14 protein-coding genes and 6 tRNA genes are annotated in these 17,580 nt (G+C 53.8%); 10 read left to right on the top strand and 10 right to left on the bottom strand.

What is annotated here, in order from left to right:
- Positions 1 to 6: 6 nt before the first annotated feature.
- The gene (gene glk / locus V1603_RS20460; protein ID WP_116338455.1) at positions 7 to 972 is read right to left on the bottom strand and encodes a glucokinase; all 966 of its coding nucleotides are present in this window, start codon (positions 970 to 972) and stop codon (positions 7 to 9) included.
- A 204-nt stretch (positions 973 to 1,176) separates the two neighbouring features.
- Here glk and V1603_RS20465 point away from each other — a divergent pair, with 204 nt between their 5' ends.
- On the top strand, positions 1,177 to 2,412 hold the full coding sequence (locus tag V1603_RS20465) for an ion channel protein (protein ID WP_116338453.1): 1,236 nt from the start codon (positions 1,177 to 1,179) through the stop codon (positions 2,410 to 2,412).
- Here the strand turns inward: V1603_RS20465 and ipdC are convergent, their stop codons facing one another.
- Positions 2,413 to 4,071, bottom strand: coding sequence for an indolepyruvate decarboxylase (ipdC, locus tag V1603_RS20470; RefSeq protein ID WP_395313190.1), 1,659 nt, complete (start codon positions 4,069 to 4,071; stop codon positions 2,413 to 2,415).
- A gap of 185 nt (positions 4,072 to 4,256) precedes the next feature.
- On the opposite strand from ipdC, the gene mgrA reads away from it, so the two are divergent.
- Both mgrA and V1603_RS20480 read left to right on the top strand, forming a co-directional pair.
- Positions 4,257 to 5,255: an L-glyceraldehyde 3-phosphate reductase gene (gene mgrA, locus V1603_RS20475; protein ID WP_316380587.1), complete on the top strand. Its 999-nt coding sequence runs from the start codon at positions 4,257 to 4,259 to the stop codon at positions 5,253 to 5,255.
- A gap of 127 nt (positions 5,256 to 5,382) precedes the next feature.
- Positions 5,383 to 5,733, top strand: coding sequence for a DUF2502 domain-containing protein (locus tag V1603_RS20480; RefSeq protein ID WP_116338447.1), 351 nt, complete (start codon positions 5,383 to 5,385; stop codon positions 5,731 to 5,733).
- Positions 5,734 to 5,765: 32 nt separating this feature from the next.
- On the opposite strand, the gene V1603_RS20485 is transcribed toward V1603_RS20480, so the two are convergent.
- A complete protein-coding gene (locus tag V1603_RS20485; protein ID WP_116338445.1) occupies positions 5,766 to 7,004 on the bottom strand; it encodes an Nramp family divalent metal transporter in 1,239 nt (412 codons plus the stop codon).
- Positions 7,005 to 7,350: 346 nt separating this feature from the next.
- On the opposite strand from V1603_RS20485, the gene V1603_RS20490 reads away from it, so the two are divergent.
- Entirely contained in the window at positions 7,351 to 8,538 is a 1,188-nt protein-coding gene (locus V1603_RS20490) for a NupC/NupG family nucleoside CNT transporter (protein WP_116338443.1), read from the top strand.
- A 45-nt stretch (positions 8,539 to 8,583) separates the two neighbouring features.
- On the opposite strand, the gene V1603_RS20495 is transcribed toward V1603_RS20490, so the two are convergent.
- From V1603_RS20495 to V1603_RS20505, 3 genes are all read right to left on the bottom strand, one after another.
- Positions 8,584 to 10,773, bottom strand: a complete 2,190-nt coding sequence (locus tag V1603_RS20495) for an EAL domain-containing protein (RefSeq protein ID WP_395313191.1) — start codon at positions 10,771 to 10,773, stop codon at positions 8,584 to 8,586.
- 214 nt (positions 10,774 to 10,987) lie between these two features.
- A tRNA-Ala gene (locus tag V1603_RS20500) sits at positions 10,988 to 11,063 on the bottom strand.
- 41 nt (positions 11,064 to 11,104) lie between these two features.
- Positions 11,105 to 11,180: transfer RNA gene (locus V1603_RS20505), tRNA-Ala, on the bottom strand.
- Positions 11,181 to 11,397: 217 nt separating this feature from the next.
- Between V1603_RS20505 and V1603_RS20510 the strand changes: the two genes are divergently transcribed.
- Both V1603_RS20510 and V1603_RS20515 read left to right on the top strand, forming a co-directional pair.
- Complete coding sequence (locus V1603_RS20510; protein ID WP_028013988.1) at positions 11,398 to 11,760, top strand: YfeC-like transcriptional regulator; 363 nt, start codon at positions 11,398 to 11,400, stop codon at positions 11,758 to 11,760.
- 1 nt (position 11,761) lies between these two features.
- A complete protein-coding gene (locus tag V1603_RS20515; RefSeq protein WP_233002531.1) occupies positions 11,762 to 12,145 on the top strand; it encodes a YfeC-like transcriptional regulator in 384 nt (127 codons plus the stop codon).
- A 51-nt stretch (positions 12,146 to 12,196) separates the two neighbouring features.
- Here V1603_RS20515 and gltX read toward each other — a convergent pair whose 3' ends face one another.
- Positions 12,197 to 13,612, bottom strand: coding sequence for a glutamate--tRNA ligase (gltX, locus tag V1603_RS20520; RefSeq protein WP_116338437.1), 1,416 nt, complete (start codon positions 13,610 to 13,612; stop codon positions 12,197 to 12,199).
- 258 nt (positions 13,613 to 13,870) lie between these two features.
- Between gltX and V1603_RS20525 the strand changes: the two genes are divergently transcribed.
- From V1603_RS20525 to V1603_RS20540, 4 genes are all read left to right on the top strand, one after another.
- Positions 13,871 to 13,946: transfer RNA gene (locus V1603_RS20525), tRNA-Val, on the top strand.
- A 41-nt stretch (positions 13,947 to 13,987) separates the two neighbouring features.
- Positions 13,988 to 14,063, top strand: a tRNA-Val gene (locus tag V1603_RS20530).
- A 29-nt stretch (positions 14,064 to 14,092) separates the two neighbouring features.
- Positions 14,093 to 14,168, top strand: a tRNA-Val gene (locus tag V1603_RS20535).
- 4 nt (positions 14,169 to 14,172) lie between these two features.
- Positions 14,173 to 14,248: transfer RNA gene (locus V1603_RS20540), tRNA-Lys, on the top strand.
- 43 nt (positions 14,249 to 14,291) lie between these two features.
- Here V1603_RS20540 and V1603_RS20545 read toward each other — a convergent pair.
- The 3 genes from V1603_RS20545 to xapA all read right to left on the bottom strand — a co-directional run bounded on the left by V1603_RS20545 (position 14,292) and on the right by xapA (position 17,376).
- On the bottom strand, positions 14,292 to 15,176 hold the full coding sequence (locus V1603_RS20545; protein ID WP_116343114.1) for a LysR family transcriptional regulator: 885 nt from the start codon (positions 15,174 to 15,176) through the stop codon (positions 14,292 to 14,294).
- Positions 15,177 to 15,243: 67 nt separating this feature from the next.
- A complete protein-coding gene (locus V1603_RS20550) occupies positions 15,244 to 16,416 on the bottom strand; it encodes a nucleoside permease (RefSeq protein WP_395313192.1) in 1,173 nt (390 codons plus the stop codon).
- Positions 16,417 to 16,551: 135 nt separating this feature from the next.
- Positions 16,552 to 17,376, bottom strand: coding sequence for a xanthosine phosphorylase (xapA, locus tag V1603_RS20555; RefSeq protein WP_163330542.1), 825 nt, complete (start codon positions 17,374 to 17,376; stop codon positions 16,552 to 16,554).
- Positions 17,377 to 17,580: the final 204 nt, after the last annotated feature.

The raw sequence follows: 17,580 nt of genomic DNA on the forward strand, positions 1-17,580 counted from the left end.
GATGCGTCAGAGGATTTGACCGAGAACCTGACGCAGATGGGCACCCGAACCCAGCAGGCCTGGGTTATCATGCACGATGAGATAAACAGGAATGTCCTGTACGTAGCTTCTGAAGCGCCCTTTATCTTCAAACCCGCCGCGGAAGCCGGAGGCTTTAAAGAAGTCGAGGAAGCGCGGCACAATCCCGCCCGCAATATAGACCCCGCCGAAAGTGCCCAGCGTCAGCGCCAGGTTGCCGCCGAAACGTCCCATGATCACGCAGAACAGCGACAGAGCGCGGCGGCAGTCAATGCAGCTGTCCGCCAGCGCGCGTTCGGTGACGTCCTTCGGCTGCAGATTTTCCGGCAGACGACCATCCGATTTCACAATCGCCCGGTACAGGTTCACCAGCCCCGGCCCTGAAAGGACGCGCTCGGCGGAAACGTGGCCGATCTCCGCGCGTAACTCTTCGAGGATAATGCCCTCTTCTTCGCTGTTTGGCGCAAAGTCTACGTGGCCGCCTTCACCCGGCAGGCTCACCCAGCGCTGAGCAACATGCACCAGGTGCGACACGCCCAGGCCGGTACCGGCACCGTAAACCGCAATCGGCTTGCCCTCGACCGGCTCAGCACCGCCAAACTGGATCAGGTGCTCCGGCTTTAGCATCGGGATCGCCATGGACACCGCGGTGAAGTCGTTGATGATTTCCAGATGCGCAAACCCGAGGTTTTTTTTCATCTCTGCGATGGAGAAGGCCCAGGTATGGTTGGTCATTGCGACCCAGTCGCCGGTTATCGGGCAGGCAATGGCGATGCAACCGTCTTCGACGCTCGCCTGATGCTCTTCCAGATAGACGCGAACAACGGCCTCAAGGCTTGGGTAATCCAGCCCTGAGTAGGTTTTCGCCCGGGAAATTTCACCGCTACTTACATCGCATAATGCGAGACGCGCGTTCGTGCCGCCCACATCGCCTACCAAAGCATACTTTGTCATTCTTCTACTGCTCCGCTAAAGTCAGAATAAATCTTTGGGACACTGTAAATTCAAGGCGTGATAACAACAACGACCGGAAGGTGAATGCCCGTGGATTATCGATCTTCGTCACAGAATAACTTTACCGTTTCAGCACCTTTTGCACTATTGCCAGAAGGCTTAATGTGCAAAGTAACGTAATACCTTTTGTACAAGGAAATCATCATGCTCCACCCGCGAGCCAGAACCATGCTGTTGCTGGCCATTCCTGCGCTGATCATCGGCGTGGCCTCAAGCCTGGTACTTATTGTCGTGATGAAAGTCGCGTCGGTGCTGCAAACCCTGTTATGGACGGCGCTTCCGGCAAAACTGGGAGTCACCGCTGATTCTTCGGCGTGGATCATTGTAATGCTGACGTTAACCGGCATTGCGGTGGGCCTGGTGATCCGTTTCAGTCCCGGTCATGCCGGACCGGACCCGGCGCTGGAACCGCTGATTGGCGCTCCGATTCAGCCCTCTGCACTGCCGGGGCTGATCGTCGCGTTGATCGTGGGCCTGGCGGGCGGCGTCAGTCTGGGCCCCGAGCATCCTATTATGGCGGTGAATATAGGTCTGGCGGTTTACCTTGGCTCACGCATTCTACCGCGCGTCGGCGCGCTGGACTGGACCATCCTCGCCTCCGCTGGCACCATCGGGGCGCTTTTCGGCACGCCTGTTGCTGCCGCTCTGATTTTTTCACAGACGCTCACCAGCAATGATGATGCCCCACTCTGGGATAAACTTTTTGCTCCGCTGATGGCTGCAGCCGCCGGCGCGCTGACGACCAGCCTGTTTTTCCATCCCCATTTTTCCCTCTCTCTGCCCCACTACGGAGAGATGCAGATAGCGGATATTTTCAGCGGCGCCATCGTCGTCGCAATAGCCATCGCGCTGGGGATGGTGGCGGTATGGTGTCTTCCGCGCCTGCACCGGCTGGTGCATAAGCTCAAACATCCGGTGCTGATTCTGGGTACAGGGGGATTAATCCTCGGAATATTAGGCTCGATTGGCGGGACGGTGACGCTGTTCAAAGGTCTGGATGAGATGCAGCAGCTCGCCTTCAGCCAGGTATTTAGCGTTTCCGATTACCTGCTGTTTGCCGTCATCAAGCTGGCGGCGCTGGTCGTCGCTGCAGCCTGCGGTTTCCGCGGTGGACGCATCTTCCCGGCGGTGTTTGTCGGTGTGGCACTGGGGCTGATGCTGCACGAGCATGTCGATGCGGTTCCAGCGGCGATTACCGTCTCCTGCTCTATTCTGGGGCTGGTACTGGTGGTGACGCGTGATGCGTGGCTAAGCCTGTTTATGGCGGCGGTCGTGGTGCCGGATTCAACGCTTTTCCCGCTGCTCTGCATCGTGATGTTGCCCGCCTGGCTCCTGCTGGCGGGCAAACCGATGATGATGGCCTGGCGAAACGACAAGTAATCAGGCGCTATTGCGCGCTTCCAGCGCTTTGGTAATCGCTCCCAGCAGCGGCGGGATGTCCGCTTTTGGCAGCATCACCTCAATCAGCGAGAGCCGCTCGTGGTGCGCCACTTTCTCCAGCACGTCCGCCAATTGCTCCGCTTCACTGACCCGCCAGCACTGAGCCTGAGGATCGAGGCTCAGGGCCTGCGGGATTTGCGTCCAGTTCCATAGCGCAATGTCGTTGTAACGCTGTTCCGGCCCGTGAATTGCCCTTTCAACCGTGTATCCTTCGTTGTTGAGCACCAGGATGATGGGGGGTTGTTTATCACGCAACATTGACCCGAGCTCCTGAATGGTCAGCTGCGCCGCGCCATCACCCGTCAGCACAATCACGCGCCGGTTCGGGCAAGCCGTTTGTGCGCCGAACGCCGCGGCAAGGGTGTAGCCGATCGAGCCCCACAGCGGCTGGACGATAAAATTCACGTCGGCAGGCAAACGCAGGTCAATCGCGCCGAAGGCCGAGGTCCCCTGATCGGCAAGGATGATATCTCCCGGGCGAATAAACGTTTGCAGCGTTTTCCAGAAATTCTCCTGGGTAAGCGATCCCTCCGGTTGAGGGAAGTTCATCGCGCTATGGGACAAGGGAGCTGGCTTCTCGTGAACATGCTGTTTGCACAGCTCCACCAGCGTTTCAATTGCCTGAAGCATTGGGATGCCGGTAAACCAGATATCACCGACGCGTGAAGCATGAGGCTGAACCTCTATCGTTTGCGACGGGGTTAACTGGTGGGTGAAGCCAGCCGTCAGGGTATCGGTAAATCGCGTGCCGATGCACAGCACCGTGTCCGCCCCCTCTATCGCCTCTTTTACCGGGCCGGCGCTTGCCGAACCGCTGTAAGTGCCGTAAAAGCCGGCGTGACGTTCGTCGAATATGCCTTTGCCCATCAGCATGGTGGCGTGTGCCATCGGTACGTCCTTCACCCACTTCTGTAGCGCATGCTTCAGCCCATGGCGCAGAACAAGGAAATCCGCTAACAGCGCGGTACGTTTGCTGGCAGCCAGTTTATTCTCCGCGGCATCCCGGAACGCTTTCAGGCAGGCGCTATCGGCATGGGCATGCCGAAGCGTGAGAGCGTTTACAGGCGGCGTGGCGGCTTTTTTTGCCACATCGGCAGGTAACATCAGATAGCCGGGGCGACGTTCCCGGAGCATGGTCGTCAGTACCCGGTCAATTTCATAACAGGCGTTTTGTTCAGTCAGGATCGCCTGTGCAACGGTGATCGGTTCGCTCATATGGTAAAAATGACGGAACTCACCATCGCCCAGCGTATGGTGCAGCAGCTCGCCTCTTTGCTGAGAAGCCGTGCCCGGCGCCCCAACGATATGCAGTACCGGAACGTGCTCGGCATAGCTGCCCGCAATGCCGTTCATGGCACTTAACTCTCCTACGCCAAACGTCGTCAGCAGCGCCGCGAAGCCCTTACAGCGGGCATATCCGTCAGCGGCATAAGAGGCGTTTAATTCGTTGGCACAGCCCACCCAGCAGATATCCGGGCTGTCTATCACGTGGTCGAGAAACTGCAGGTTATAGTCGCCCGGCACGCCAAACAGATGATCGGCTCCACAATCTGTAAGACGGTCCAGCAGGTAATCGGCGACGCAGTACGGGGTACGCATAAACAGGTATCCTTCTGATGTTGACCTCACCTTGAGTATTAAATAAGCGTGATGGCTGTCCAGAATTGGCGGTAAGAAGGGTATGGAAAGAATGCTTTACAAAAAAGGCTGCGCTATGCTGCTTTTTTTCACGTTAATGTAAACGTATACACTACTTTTTCTCTGCAGCGCGAGGGGTCATAAAAATGGGTTATCAGCCGGACAAAAGTCGTTACCAGACAATGGAGTATCGCCGCTGCGGGCGTAGCGGGCTCAGGTTCCCTGCCGTCTCGCTCGGGCTGTGGCACAATTTTGGTGACGCCACGCTTCTCGAAAACAGCCGTCAACTTTTACAGCGCGCATTCGATGTGGGTATTACGCATTTCGACCTTGCCAATAACTATGGTCCCCCGCCGGGGTCCGCCGAGCGTAATTTCGGCCGTATTTTGCAGGAGGATTTCCTGCCCTGGCGCGACGAGCTAATCGTCTCCACGAAAGCGGGATATACCATGTGGGACGGCCCTTACGGCGACTGGGGATCGCGCAAATATCTGCTGGCAAGCCTGGATCAAAGCCTGAAGCGCATGGGGCTGGAGTATGTCGATATCTTCTATCATCACCGTCCCGATCCTGAAACGCCGTTGCAGGAAACCATGAAAGCGCTTGACCATCTGGTGCGCCAGGGCAAAGCTCTGTATGTCGGGTTATCCAACTACCCCGCCGAACTGGCGCGTAGAGCGATTGATATCCTGAACGATCTGGGCACGCCCTGCCTGATTCACCAGCCGAAATACTCGATGTTCGAACGTGCGCCGGAACAGGGTTTGCTGGATGTTCTGCAGGAAAAAGGGGTCGGCTGTATTCCCTTCTCGCCGCTGGCAGGCGGACAGTTGACCAACCGGTATCTTAACGGTATTCCCGCCGATTCCCGTGCGGCAAGCGGCAGTCAATTCCTTAACCCGGATCAGATCACCGAAGAGAAGCTGGAGAAGGTACGCAAGCTAAACGCCCTGGCGGAAAGCCGCGGCCAGAAACTCTCCCAGATGGCGCTGGCCTGGGTGTTACGCCATGAGGAAGTGACCTCGGTGCTGATTGGGGCAAGTAAAGCGGCTCAGATCGATGACGCCGTGGGCATGCTGAAAAACCGCCATTTTTCCGCAGAAGAGCTGACGCGTATTAACGAAATCCTGAACAGCTCAAAATAAAACCACTTTTAGCAAAAAGTGCTCTCCCTCAGCAATTCGGAGTTGAGGCGATGAAACGAGGCTTTACCAACTCGTAATATTGCGTTAACAGGCCCCACGAAGGCCCCGATCGTGAAGGAGAAAGAGTATGTTCAGGTCACTGATTCTTGCAGCGGTATTACTGGCTTCAGCCCCGCTCATCGCCACTGCGGGCGAAATCACCCTGTTGCCATCAGTAAAATTACAAATTGGCGATCGTGACGACTACGGCAGATACTGGGACGGTGGCTACTGGCGCGACCGTGACTACTGGAACCGTCATTATGAATGGCGTGGTGACCGCTGGCGCAGGCATGATAACGGCCTGCATCGCGGCTGGTATAAAAATAACGCCTATGAACGCGGCTACCGCGAAGGCTGGAACGATCGTGACGACCGCCGCGGCGGCTGGGGTCACGGCGGAAAAGGACACGGTGGTCACGGCCACGGTCGTCATTAATGCAAAAAGGAGCCTCCCGGCTCCTTTTTCTTTTATAGCCCCAGCGCTGTGCCAATCAACAGCCATAAGTTTAGCGCTACGACTACCACCACAATCGCCCAACCGGTTCGTTTCACCAGCGTCGTGTTAACCAAATCGCCCATCAACGTTTTATTGCTGGTGAAAATCAGCAGCGGCACCAGCGCCAGCGCAATACCAAAGCTCAGCAGCACCTGGCTCATCACCAGAATTCGCGTTGGATCGAGCCCCATCAGAATCACAACAAATGACGGCAGCATGGTGACAAAACGACGCACCCACAGTGGAATATGGAAGCGCACAAAACCCTGCATCACCACCTGCCCTGCCAGCGTACCTACCACCGTGGAAGAGAGGCCGGCAGCGACCAGGCTCAGACCAAATATCGTTGCAGCAGCATGGCTCAGTAACGGCTCCAGCGTGAGATAGGCCTGATCGAGATCGGCAATACCGGTATGGCCGTTAAAATGGAAAGCGGCGGCGGCGGTGGCCATCATCGCCAGATTCACAAAACCCGCGATGGTCATGGCGATTGCCACATCCCATTTGGTTGCCGAATAACGCTCTTTGCGCGTCCCACCATGAAGATGCTGGGTCAGCGAGGAGTGCAAATAAATGACATGCGGCATGATGGTCGCCCCCAACACCCCGGCGGCCAGGAACACCGCTTCCGAGGTTGGCAGGCCTGGGATCACCATGCCTTTCGCGAGCTGCGCCAGGTTCGGCTGTGAGAAAATCAGCTCAACGATGTACGCCGCAGCGACAAACAGCAGCAGACCACCAATGACCTTCTCCAGCGGCTTTTGCCCTCGACGCTGCAGCATCAGGATCAGGAACGTAGCAATCCCGGTCAGTACCGCCCCTTGTAACAGTGACACACCCAGAATTAACTTAAAGCCGATCGCCGCGCCGATAAACTCAGCGAGGTCGGTTGCCATGGCGATGATTTCTGCCTGAACCCAGTAGAGCCAGACCGCTGGACGCGGATAGTGGTCGCGGATTTGCTCCGCCAGGTTTTTACCCGTGGCAATCCCCAGCTTTGCAGAGAGCATCTGGATCAGCATCGCCATCAGGTTAGCCCAGACGACCACCCACAGCAGCTTATAGCCGAAGCTGGCCCCGGCCTGAATATTGGTCGCAAAATTACCCGGATCGATATAGCCGATGGCAGCAATGAACGCAGGCCCCATTAATGCGAACCGCAACTTGCGCGCTGCTCTGCCACTGCTACCCTCTACGCGACTGTTTGTCATTATCTGCCTCTGGAAATATAGCCTTTGCTATGTTTAATGCTATAAAAATGAGAATGATTATCAAGATCATTTGGATGGTTTGAAATGATTTCTCTGATAGCTAAGAACGATAGATGGGCAGGTGGTGCGACATCACAGAATGTGAAAATGCGCAGTCATTTGTGAAGCGTAGCACACAAACTTAACTTTTCACTCATTTACCTAACATAACAAAAATGTATTGTGGATCACTATTTTTGAGACTCGTCACAGGATGTAACTATAGTGTGTCCTTGATCTCGTTTTCTTTTCGCTTGTTACATAGAATGTGCACGAAAATTAAACCTGCCTCATATTTGGAGCAAATATGGACCGCGTCCTTCATTTTGTCCTGGCACTTGTTGTCGTTACTGCACTCGCATTGCTGGTCAGCACAGACCGCAAAAAAATTCGTATTCGTTATGTTGTCCAACTGCTGGTCATTGAAGTTTTACTTGCGTGGTTCTTCCTGAACTCCAACGTAGGCCTCGGCTTCGTGAAAGGCTTCTCCGAAATGTTCGAAAAACTGCTCGGATTCGCCAACGAAGGGACAAACTTTGTCTTCGGTAAAATGAACGACGAAGGTCTGGCGTTCTTCTTCCTGAAGGTACTGTGCCCAATCGTCTTCATCTCCGCGCTCATCGGTATTCTGCAGCACATCCGCGTTCTGCCGTTCGTTATTCGAGGAATTGGTTTCCTGTTATCTAAAGTGAACGGCATGGGTAAGCTGGAATCTTTCAACGCCGTAAGCTCCCTGATCCTCGGTCAGTCTGAGAACTTCATTGCGTATAAAGATATCCTCGGCAAAATGTCCCGTAACCGCATGTACACCATGGCGGCAACCGCAATGTCTACCGTTTCCATGTCTATCGTGGGCGCGTATATGACCATGCTGGAGCCAAAATATGTTGTTGCAGCGCTGGTTCTGAACATGTTCAGCACCTTTATCGTTCTGTCGCTGATCAACCCGTACCGTGTTGACGCCAGCGAAGAGAACATTCAGATGTCAAACCTGCACGAAGGTCAGAGCTTCTTCGAAATGCTGGGTGAGTACATTCTGGCCGGTTTCAAAGTGGCGATTATCGTTGCCGCCATGCTGATCGGCTTCATTGCGCTGATTGCTGCACTGAACGCCCTGTTCGCTGCGGTGCTGGGTATCTCCTTCCAGGGCATTCTGGGCTACATCTTCTATCCATTTGCCTGGGTGATGGGTGTTCCGGCTCACGAAGCGCTGCAGGTGGGCAGTATCATGGCGACCAAGCTGGTTTCAAACGAATTCGTTGCGATGATGGATCTGCAGAAAATTGCCGGCACGCTCTCTCCACGTGCGGTGGGTATTCTGTCCGTATTCCTGGTCTCCTTCGCCAACTTCTCGTCCATCGGCATTATCGCCGGTGCGATTAAAGGCCTGAACGAAGAACAAGGTAACGTAGTTTCTCGCTTTGGCCTGAAACTGGTTTACGGCTCCACCCTGGTGAGCGTTCTGTCTGCTTCTATCGCAGCACTGGTACTGTAACGTTTACTGTTAAAACAAAAACCGGGAGTCTGGCTCCCGGTTTTTTTATGCCCGCAATTCTTTCAGCGGTTTGGGTTTGCCTATCAGATAGCCCTGCAGATAATCCACGCCGAAGCGAAGCAGCATCTCCCGCTGCGCCGGTGTTTCTACATATTCCGCAACAATGCACAGCGATTTCGTTTTCGCCAGATTACACATCGACTGGACGATCATCGCATCCATATCATCAGTGCAAATATCTTTAACAAAGCAGCCGTCAATTTTAATGATATCTGCCTGCAGACGTCTGAGACGCTCGTAGTTGGCATAACCGGTGCCAAAATCATCAATGGCAATCCGGAAACCATAATCCCGCAGTTGTTGAATATTGCTGATGCTGCAGCCGGAATTTGAGAAGGCCTGCTCTTCAGTGATCTCAATCACCACGGTCTGAGGCGCAACGCCGTAGCGCTCAAACAGCGTACAAATCTCGGTCGCCACCTCCTGTTGCATCAGCGTGAGCGGCATCAGATTGACGGAGAAACGGGCGCCAGCCTGCGTCGCAGGGTGATCGCGCAGCCACTGCAGTAATTTTTCCATAACGCACATATCAAACCGGTGGCTGAGGTTGAACTGGGCAACCAACGGAATAAAGCGATCCGGGGTGATGATCTCCCCTTCACTCTCCATGCGCGTCAGAATTTCATAGTAGCCGCTACCGTCTGCCTTCTGAATCGGCTGCACGTATAAATGGAACCGATCTGTCTCCAGAGCATGCTTAATACGCGCTAACATCAGAACACGCTCCGTTGTTTGTCCCGATGCTGCCTCCAGGCTATTCGTCAGCGCAAGCACGTTGTGCCCTGCGCAAGATTGCTCGGCCAGCCAGCTCAGTTGCCCCAGCGTGTGATGCAAATTTTCACCGTTTTCTACCATCCCCCAGGACGCACCAAACTCAATATCCAGCCCGGTGTTGTTCCAGAAAATCTTACGGCTGTTCAGCCGATCGACCATATGCTGGAGACGCTCTGCAATTTCTGGCCCCAGCAATACCACCACCAGCTCGCTTCCGGGTAACTGGAAGAGCATCTCATTCTTTTGCAGAAGCGGCTGCAGCGACGTGGCGATCGTTCGTTTGCAATGGACCCGCATGAGGATCCCGTAGTGGCGGCTCAAAAATTCCAGGTTATCCATGCGCAACATGCAAACCTTGGCCTCCGGATGCATCTCAAGATGCTCTTCCAGGGCACGAATATTGGGTAAACCGGTTAGCGGATCGGTGAGCGCCCTGCCCTGCCACCCCCGCTTCAGCCACTCGCTGCGCTGGTAAATCCGCGACATGTAAAGCAAGCAGATGGCAAAAGAGATCAGCACGGACAGAATAAAGGAGAGCGAATGGCCTGTTTCCACCCCGTTCAGGAAGTTATAGTTGTAGGTCAACAGCAGAAGCGCTGAAGCAGCCCACAGCAGTGAGATAAGCGCGTAGGTCAGGCGGCTTATCGCTAAGGTAAAAAGAATAAAAATCAGCGGCATTAAATAGCCCGCAATAACAGGTGATTCAAAAGGCCCACATAAAACGGCCAGGACGAAGCCTAAAAGCATCAGCCAGACAAATATATATAATGAATTCTTGTGGAAAAACACGGGCTTCACGCTTCGCCGCCAGAAGGTTATGGCATAGCGGGGATTAATTATCATTCTTAACGGGTAATAGAACATCATGGTAAAAATCAGCGCCGCGCAAATCAGGCTTTGAATATCCACGACGTTATAAATTACCGTTCCTTCGCCGAAGAAGGTGGAGATAGTTACCGGGAAATCAAAGAAATAGCCAGCTAAATACATCGACAGCTTAATGCCGACGGGAACGATAAAACCGAGCCAGAATATACGTAACCCGACGTACTTGTTCGGAATGCAGAAGCGCCAGCGCCTGCCCAGCATGAGGCGCAAAAGGCCACATGCCGCGAACAGCGAAAAGGTCTGACAAAACAGTAATACTGAATATTGTAGCGGCACTAAATTAACATAAAATAAATTAGTGACACTAAAACCTAACAAAATGGGAAGAACGGCCCGGCGACCAAATAACAGTATTACCGCCAGCATTACGCTCAGGGGGAGCCACGCTAAATAAACATCGTGACCATTTACCATTGCGCGGGGAGAGAGGTAACGGGAAAAAGGTACCGCAATCAGACATATTGTCAGGGCAATTATAAATATCTTTACATTATTGTACGTTTTTCTATTCATTAAGATGATGACATTATTATCCGTTCATTTTATTGACCGGATGGATAATAGGTTTATTAATTGCACGAATCAAGTTGAAGTCTATTTATAGACTGGTTTATTGATGTCGATTGAGGTCAGGTACAGGAATACCTTCTTTTTGATAACAAAAAGCGGTGAGGGGTTTTACAAACAGATAAAAAAACCCTCGTCTTTTGACGAGGGTTTAAAATTTTGGTGGAGCTAAGCGGGATCGAACCGCTGACCTCTTGCATGCCATGCAAGCGCTCTCCCAGCTGAGCTATAGCCCCACATGTGACTTTACTAACCGCACTCTGTTGGGTTCAGAGTTTGGTGGAGCTAAGCGGGATCGAACCGCTGACCTCCTGCATGCCATGCAGGCGCTCTCCCAGCTGAGCTATAGCCCCATCGTAAAGCTGTCATGTTGACGGGCGGCATAATATGAATTCCGCCGCGGAGTGTCAACGGCAAAATCAATTCCAGCTATTCAATCGCCGAAAAATCATGCAAATGAATCACTTTGCGAGCCTGCTCGCAGTCATGAGTTAAGCCTGTCACGTTTTCATGTAAAACGGTGCTATAAAATGAGCCATTAATTAACCCTACGAATATTCAGGAAATTGCATGATCAAGGAACGAATGACGCCGGAAGAGTTAGCCCTCCTCACTGGCTATAGCCGACAGACCATCAATAAATGGGTACGTAAAGAGGGTTGGATAACGTCACCTAAGCCCGGCGTCCAGGGGGGTAAAGCGCGACTGGTGCATGTGAACGAAAAAGTGCGTGACTTTATCCGCAGCGCACGCAGGGCAACGGAAACATCCGCTATGCCTGACGGCATCAGCACTGACGGTTCGCTTCATACCCTACTCCTGACGCTGGCCAATGAAATGACGCCGGAAGAGCAGAAGCAGATGACATCGCTGCTGTTGCGGGAAGGGATTACCGGTTTGTTGCAACGTTTAGGGATTCGCGATCAGAATTAATATGAAAAGACTACGTAGCAAAATGACCACAGAAGAGCTGGCGGAGAATTTGGGAGTTGCCAGACAAACGGTAAATCGCTGGATACGCCAGCAGGGGTGGAAAACCGAAGGGCTCAATGGCGTAAAAGGCGGTCGGGCGCGGCTCATTCACGTTGATGCGCGCGTGAAGGAACATATTATGAGCCTCCCGGCTATCCGTAACCGTCAGGCGGTTTATCATCTGGCTGAGGTGACCTCCTCTTACGGTGAACATACTTCAAATCTGCGTCCGGGCATTATCGAAACGCTGGAGAGTATGACTGAGCTTGAGCAAAAGCGTCTGGATACCTTACTGAAGCGCGAAGGCATACGCGGTTTTCTTGCTCGTCTGGGTATTGCTGAATGAAAGGCAAAAAAAACGGCAGGATACCCTGCCGTTTTTTCTTATAAGACTTTATTACTGCTGATTTTCACGTTCTGCAATAAAATCCAGCGCCTTGTTGATGCGCGCCACGCTGCGTGATTTCCCGATGGCATGGACAGTCACGTCCAGCGCTGGAGACTGGCCCGCACCGGTCACCGCGACGCGTAGCGGCATACCGACTTTGCCCATGCCAACTTCCAGCTCGTCTGCGGTCGCCTGAATGGCGTGATGCACATTCTCAGCGGTCCACTCGGTGAGCGCAGCCAGCTTGTCACGCACCACTTCCAGCGGCTGACGAGCTACCGGGCGGAGGTGCTTCTTCGCGGCGTCCGCGTCGAACTCGTCAAACTCTTCATAGAAGTAGCGGCAGCTTTCGGCAATTTCTTTCAGCGTTTTGCAGCGCTCGCCGAGCAGTTTCACCAGGTCCGCCAGCTCAGGGCCGGTGCGGGTATCAATATTTGCCTGCTCAATGTGCCACTGCAGATACGTCGCCACATATTCCGGCGGCATGGTATTGATGTAGTGGTGGTTCAGCCACAGCAGCTTGTCGGTATTAAATGCGCTCGCTGATTTGCTCACAGAGCTCAGAGAGAACAGTTCGATCATCTCTTCACGGCTGAAGATCTCCTGGTCACCGTGGGCCCAGCCCAGGCGCACCAGATAGTTCAGCAGCGCTTCCGGCAGATAACCGTCGTCGCGATACTGCATGACGCTGACCGCACCGTGACGTTTAGACAGTTTTTTACCATCGTCGCCGTTGATCATAGAGACGTGCGCATAGACAGGCACAGGCGCATTCAGCGCTTTCAGGATGTTGATCTGGCGTGGGGTATTGTTGATATGGTCTTCACCACGGACAACGTGGGTAATTTCCATATCCCAGTCATCAACCACTACGCAGAAGTTATAGGTTGGAGAACCGTCGGTGCGACGAATGATCAGATCGTCCAGCTCCTGGTTGCTGAATTCGATCGGGCCACGGATCTGGTCGTCGAAAATCACCGAGCCATCCTGCGGGTTAGCAAAACGCACCACGCACGGTTCATCAGCAGCATGCTCGCTATGGTCGTGGCGGCAGCGGCCGTCATAACGCGGTTTTTCACCGTTCGCCATCTGCTCTTCGCGCAGCGCATCCAGACGCTCTTTGGAGCAGTAGCATTTATACGCCGTGCCCGCGACCAGCATCTCATCAATAACAGCGTTATAGCGGTCAAAACGTTTAGTCTGGAAATACGGGCCTTCATCCCACTCCAGGTTCAGCCAGTTCATCCCATCCATAATGGCTTCAATTGCTTCCGGCGTGGAGCGCTCAAGATCGGTGTCTTCTATACGCAGCACGAACTCACCTTTGTTGTGGCGTGCAAAAAGCCAGGAGTAGAGAGCAGTACGAGCACCACCGACGTGCAGATAGCCTGTCGGGCTCGGCGCGAAGCGAGTTTTGATTTTCATGAAATGGCCTTACGTTATAAAGATGCCGGCAATCGGCAAATCCCGGGGAAAAAACGATGGGCAATATTCTATCACTGTGGGGGGATTCCTCAATGTCGATCCCTTTATCGTGGCGGAGTTTACTGTTTTTGTTTAGAAATCATGCGCCACCGCCCGTTTTGCGATCGTTTTGTTTAATTTTACGACGAACGAATAAAAACTTTAGAAAATGCGTTGACTCATTTTCAACTCTCCCTATAATGCGACTCCACACAGCGGGGGTGATTAGCTCAGTTGGTAGAGCATCTCCTTTACACGGAGGGGGTCGGCGGTTCGAGCCCGTCATCACCCACCATCTACTTCGGTAGACTCGCAGTGTAGATAAGAATTGAGATTGGGCGATTAGCTCAGTTGGTAGAGCATCTCCTTTACACGGAGGGGGTCGGCGGTTCGAGCCCGTCATCGCCCACCATTCTCACCTTATCGCAGCAGTTCCGAAATGGGCGATTAGCTCAGTTGGTAGAGCATCTCCTTTACACGGAGGGGGTCGGCGGTTCGAGCCCGTCATCGCCCACCATTTCGGGTCGTTAGCTCAGTTGGTAGAGCAGTTGACTTTTAATCAATTGGTCGCAGGTTCGAATCCTGCACGACCCACCAATGTAAAAAAGCGCCCTAAAGGCGCTTTTTTGCTATCTGCACTTTACATCTTCAACGCCGCAATTAACGTCTTCACCGCAGGCGTCGCCTGCTTCTCGTCATACACTACATACAAATCTGCCGGTATACGCTCCCGTAACGGGCGGAATACCACGCCCGGCCACTGCATTTGCGCGTAGCTGTCGGCAGCAAGCGTAATCCCCATTCCCATGCTGATCATCGCCAGTACCGTTTGCGGCTCAACGGCTTCACGCACGATCATCGGCGAAAACCCGGCTTGCTGGCAAACGCGATGTAAAAATGCCCAGTCAGAATGTGCTGAAGGCATCGTGACAAAATACTCATCCTGCAATTCTGTAAGCGCAACGGATGATTCGCTGACCAGGCGGTGATCTTCCGGCATCGCCACCAGAAAAGCCGCTTCACGCAACCGCAGGCTGGTAAAACCCGCGGTAGGTTCCGTTGCCATTCGCCAGATCCCGACATCCAGCTCCCGGCGCTCAAGCAGCGCCATCTGCATTACCGGCGATTTTTCGCGAAAAACGACATCAACGTTCGGATGCTCTTTCAGGAAAGCGCGCATCACCGTGCGCACCTCACTCCACATGGCGGTGCCGACAATCCCCAGCTCGATGCGCCCTGCTTCCCCCCGGCCAATTTGCTCGACGCGAGCCAGAGCCTGGTTTGCGCTGGCGAGCAGCCGGCGTGACTCTTCCATCAGCACTTTACCGGCATGCGTCAACGCGACGCTCCGCGAGTGGCGAATAAACAGTAACGTGCCCAGCTGACTTTCCAGCTCTTTAATGTGCAGGCTTAACGGCGGCTGGGACATGTTGAGACGGGCCGCAGCCCGTCCAAAATGTAGTTCCTCCGCCACGGCCAGAAAATAGCGCAGCAGCTTGAGATCGGTTCGATAGACGCGTTCCATCAAAACATATCCTGGCGATAACACTTATGCGCCTACCTTAAAGCCTTTCAGCGTCCGGAGGGAAAATTTAGTGCGCAACTGTGCGCATCTCGCTGTTTTTACTGGTGTGGCGATAGTTAAAGCTGAAGTAAAAGACCACCGCGAGCACCAGAGCATAGGCCGCAAACACCAGCCAGATCGTCTGCCAGTCCTTCACTCCTTCAACCGAGAAATAATCAACCGCCGCACCACTCAATACCGAACCGAAATACGCCCCGATACCGTTAACGGTCGTCATAAACAACCCTTGCGCGCTGGCGCGGATATCGGCGCTGACCTCCTGTTCAACAAACACCGACCCGGAAATGTTGAAGAAGTCGAACGCGCAGCCGTAGACAATCATTGAGAGCATGAGCAGCGCAAAGCCCGTTGCGGACGGATCGCCAAAGGCAAACAGGCCAAACCGCAGCATCCAGGCCACCATGCTCATCAGCATGACGGCCTTAATGCCAAATCGTCCGAGGAAGTACGGAATGGTCAGGATGAAGAATACCTCTGACATTTGCGAAACGGAGAGCAGAATGGACGGATATTTGACGATAAAGCTATCTGCATACGCCGGATTACGCGCAAAATCATGCAGGAAGGGGCTGCCAAACGTGTTGGTTATCTGCAGCACGGCGCCGAGCAACATGGCAAATAAAAAGAACACCGCCATGCGGGGCTGTTTAAACAGGATAAACGCATTGAGGCCCAGCTTGCTTGCCAGAGACGGAGACGTTTTCGATTTCACAACCGGAATGGCCGGCAGGGTCAGAGAATAGAGTGCCAGCAGCAGAGACGCACCAGCCGCTATATAGAGCTGCACGTTGCTTAGCTCCGCGCCCATGAGGCTTATGGCCCACATCGCCGCTATAAAGCCCACGGTGCCATACACCCGCACTCGCGGAAAATGGCTCACCGTATCCAGCCCTGCCTGTTCAAGACAGGAGTAGGAAATGGTGTTCGACAGCGCAATCGTGGGCATGAAGGCCATCGCATTCACCAGCATGACCCAGAACATCAGCCCTGGCTCATTGACCTGCGCGGCATAGCAGAGCGCGACGGCACAGACGAGGTGGCAAATGACGTATGCGCGGTCTGCCCGCAGCCACTTGTCGGCAATAATCCCCACCAGCGAAGGCATAACGATCGCGGCAAGTCCTTTGGAGCTGTACACCATGCCCACGTCAGAGCCGGTAAAGTGTAGGGTATTAATCATGTAAGCGCCGAGGGTAACCAGCTAGCTCCCCCAGATAAAATATTGCATAAAGGACATCATCTTTAAGCGAGTCGTGATGTTCATAACCCATTCCTTATCGCAGTGTGGCCCTGGCGGGCCACTTTATTGTTTTATTCAGGCAATATGGCGAAGAAAACCGCAGATAAGATTGATAAAGTTCTGGCGGGAGAGCTCGGCGGCAGCAAGGGTTTGCTCATGCGAGAGTTTTACCTCTCCCAGACCTTCGGCGAGATTGGTAATAGCAGAAACGGCCACCACCTTCAGGCCGCAATGGCGTGCGGAAATCACTTCAGGCACCACGGACATCCCCACCACATCGCCGCCGATAATCTGCATCATGCGGATCTCGGCCGCCGTCTCGAAGTTCGGGCCGGGATAAGAGACAAACACTCCTTCGTGCAGCGGGAAGCCTTCTTTCGCTGCCACGGTTTGCAGAACGGCACGGTAATCCGCGTCGTAAGCATTGGCCAGAGAGAAGAAACGATCGCCAAAGCGCTCATCGTTCAGCCCCACCATCGGCGTGCCCGGCATGGTGTTGATATGGTCGCTCAGGGCAACCAGACTTCCTGGCTGAACCTCCGGGCGTAGTGAGCCCGCCGCATTGGTGCTAAACAGTAGCTCGCACCCCAGCAGCTTAAAGGTGCGGATCGCATCGGTCATGACGGTCATTCCTCGGCCTTCATAGAAGTGCCCTCGCCCCTTCATGCAGGCGACAGGCACCCCGGCCAGATGCCCAAGCACCAGCTCGCCGGCATGTCCGTGCACGGTGCTCACCGGGAAGCCAGGCAGCTTTTCGTAGCTCAGGGAAACGGCGTCGTCTATCTGGTCGGCGAGCGCGCCCAGGCCGGAGCCGAGAATAAACGCCACGCGAGGGGTGAAGTTTGGCTTAGCGGTGCGAATGATGTCAGCACAGTACCACGGGTTATTCGAGAGGGTCATAGAGGCTCCTTGAGGATTAAGATCGCGATAGCAGGGATCGCATGACTTATGTCTTATATCCGCAGCCTGCAGGTCATCTCCAATACACTTTTATCGCACCATCAATACTGATTGTGTATTAATGCAACCCCCTGCCAGATATGGCAGTTTTGCTCAAGCTAATCCCGTCGGTGCCGATACCTCTGTTTTATAGCGCGAGGAAAA

This window comes from Enterobacter sp. ECC-219 (genome assembly GCF_043966805.1).
GTDB classification, from domain to species: domain Bacteria; phylum Pseudomonadota; class Gammaproteobacteria; order Enterobacterales; family Enterobacteriaceae; genus Enterobacter; species Enterobacter cloacae_N.

Coding starts and splice junctions, on each gene's coding strand:
- V1603_RS20545 (WP_116343114.1), bottom strand. CDS start 15,176: ATGGAACGCGTCTATCGAACCGATCTCAAGCTGCTGCGCTATTTTCTG.
- V1603_RS20515 (WP_233002531.1), top strand. CDS start 11,762: ATGAAAAGACTACGTAGCAAAATGACCACAGAAGAGCTGGCGGAGAAT.
- V1603_RS20485 (WP_116338445.1), bottom strand. CDS start 7,004: ATGACAAACAGTCGCGTAGAGGGTAGCAGTGGCAGAGCAGCGCGCAAG.
- V1603_RS20480 (WP_116338447.1), top strand. CDS start 5,383: ATGTTCAGGTCACTGATTCTTGCAGCGGTATTACTGGCTTCAGCCCCG.
- ipdC (WP_395313190.1), bottom strand. CDS start 4,071: ATGCGTACCCCGTACTGCGTCGCCGATTACCTGCTGGACCGTCTTACA.
- V1603_RS20490 (WP_116338443.1), top strand. CDS start 7,351: ATGGACCGCGTCCTTCATTTTGTCCTGGCACTTGTTGTCGTTACTGCA.
- V1603_RS20495 (WP_395313191.1), bottom strand. CDS start 10,773: ATGAATAGAAAAACGTACAATAATGTAAAGATATTTATAATTGCCCTG.
- V1603_RS20465 (WP_116338453.1), top strand. CDS start 1,177: ATGCTCCACCCGCGAGCCAGAACCATGCTGTTGCTGGCCATTCCTGCG.
- mgrA (WP_316380587.1), top strand. CDS start 4,257: ATGGGTTATCAGCCGGACAAAAGTCGTTACCAGACAATGGAGTATCGC.
- gltX (WP_116338437.1), bottom strand. CDS start 13,612: ATGAAAATCAAAACTCGCTTCGCGCCGAGCCCGACAGGCTATCTGCAC.
- V1603_RS20510 (WP_028013988.1), top strand. CDS start 11,398: ATGATCAAGGAACGAATGACGCCGGAAGAGTTAGCCCTCCTCACTGGC.
- xapA (WP_163330542.1), bottom strand. CDS start 17,376: ATGACCCTCTCGAATAACCCGTGGTACTGTGCTGACATCATTCGCACC.
- V1603_RS20550 (WP_395313192.1), bottom strand. CDS start 16,416: ATGATTAATACCCTACACTTTACCGGCTCTGACGTGGGCATGGTGTAC.
- glk (WP_116338455.1), bottom strand. CDS start 972: ATGACAAAGTATGCTTTGGTAGGCGATGTGGGCGGCACGAACGCGCGT.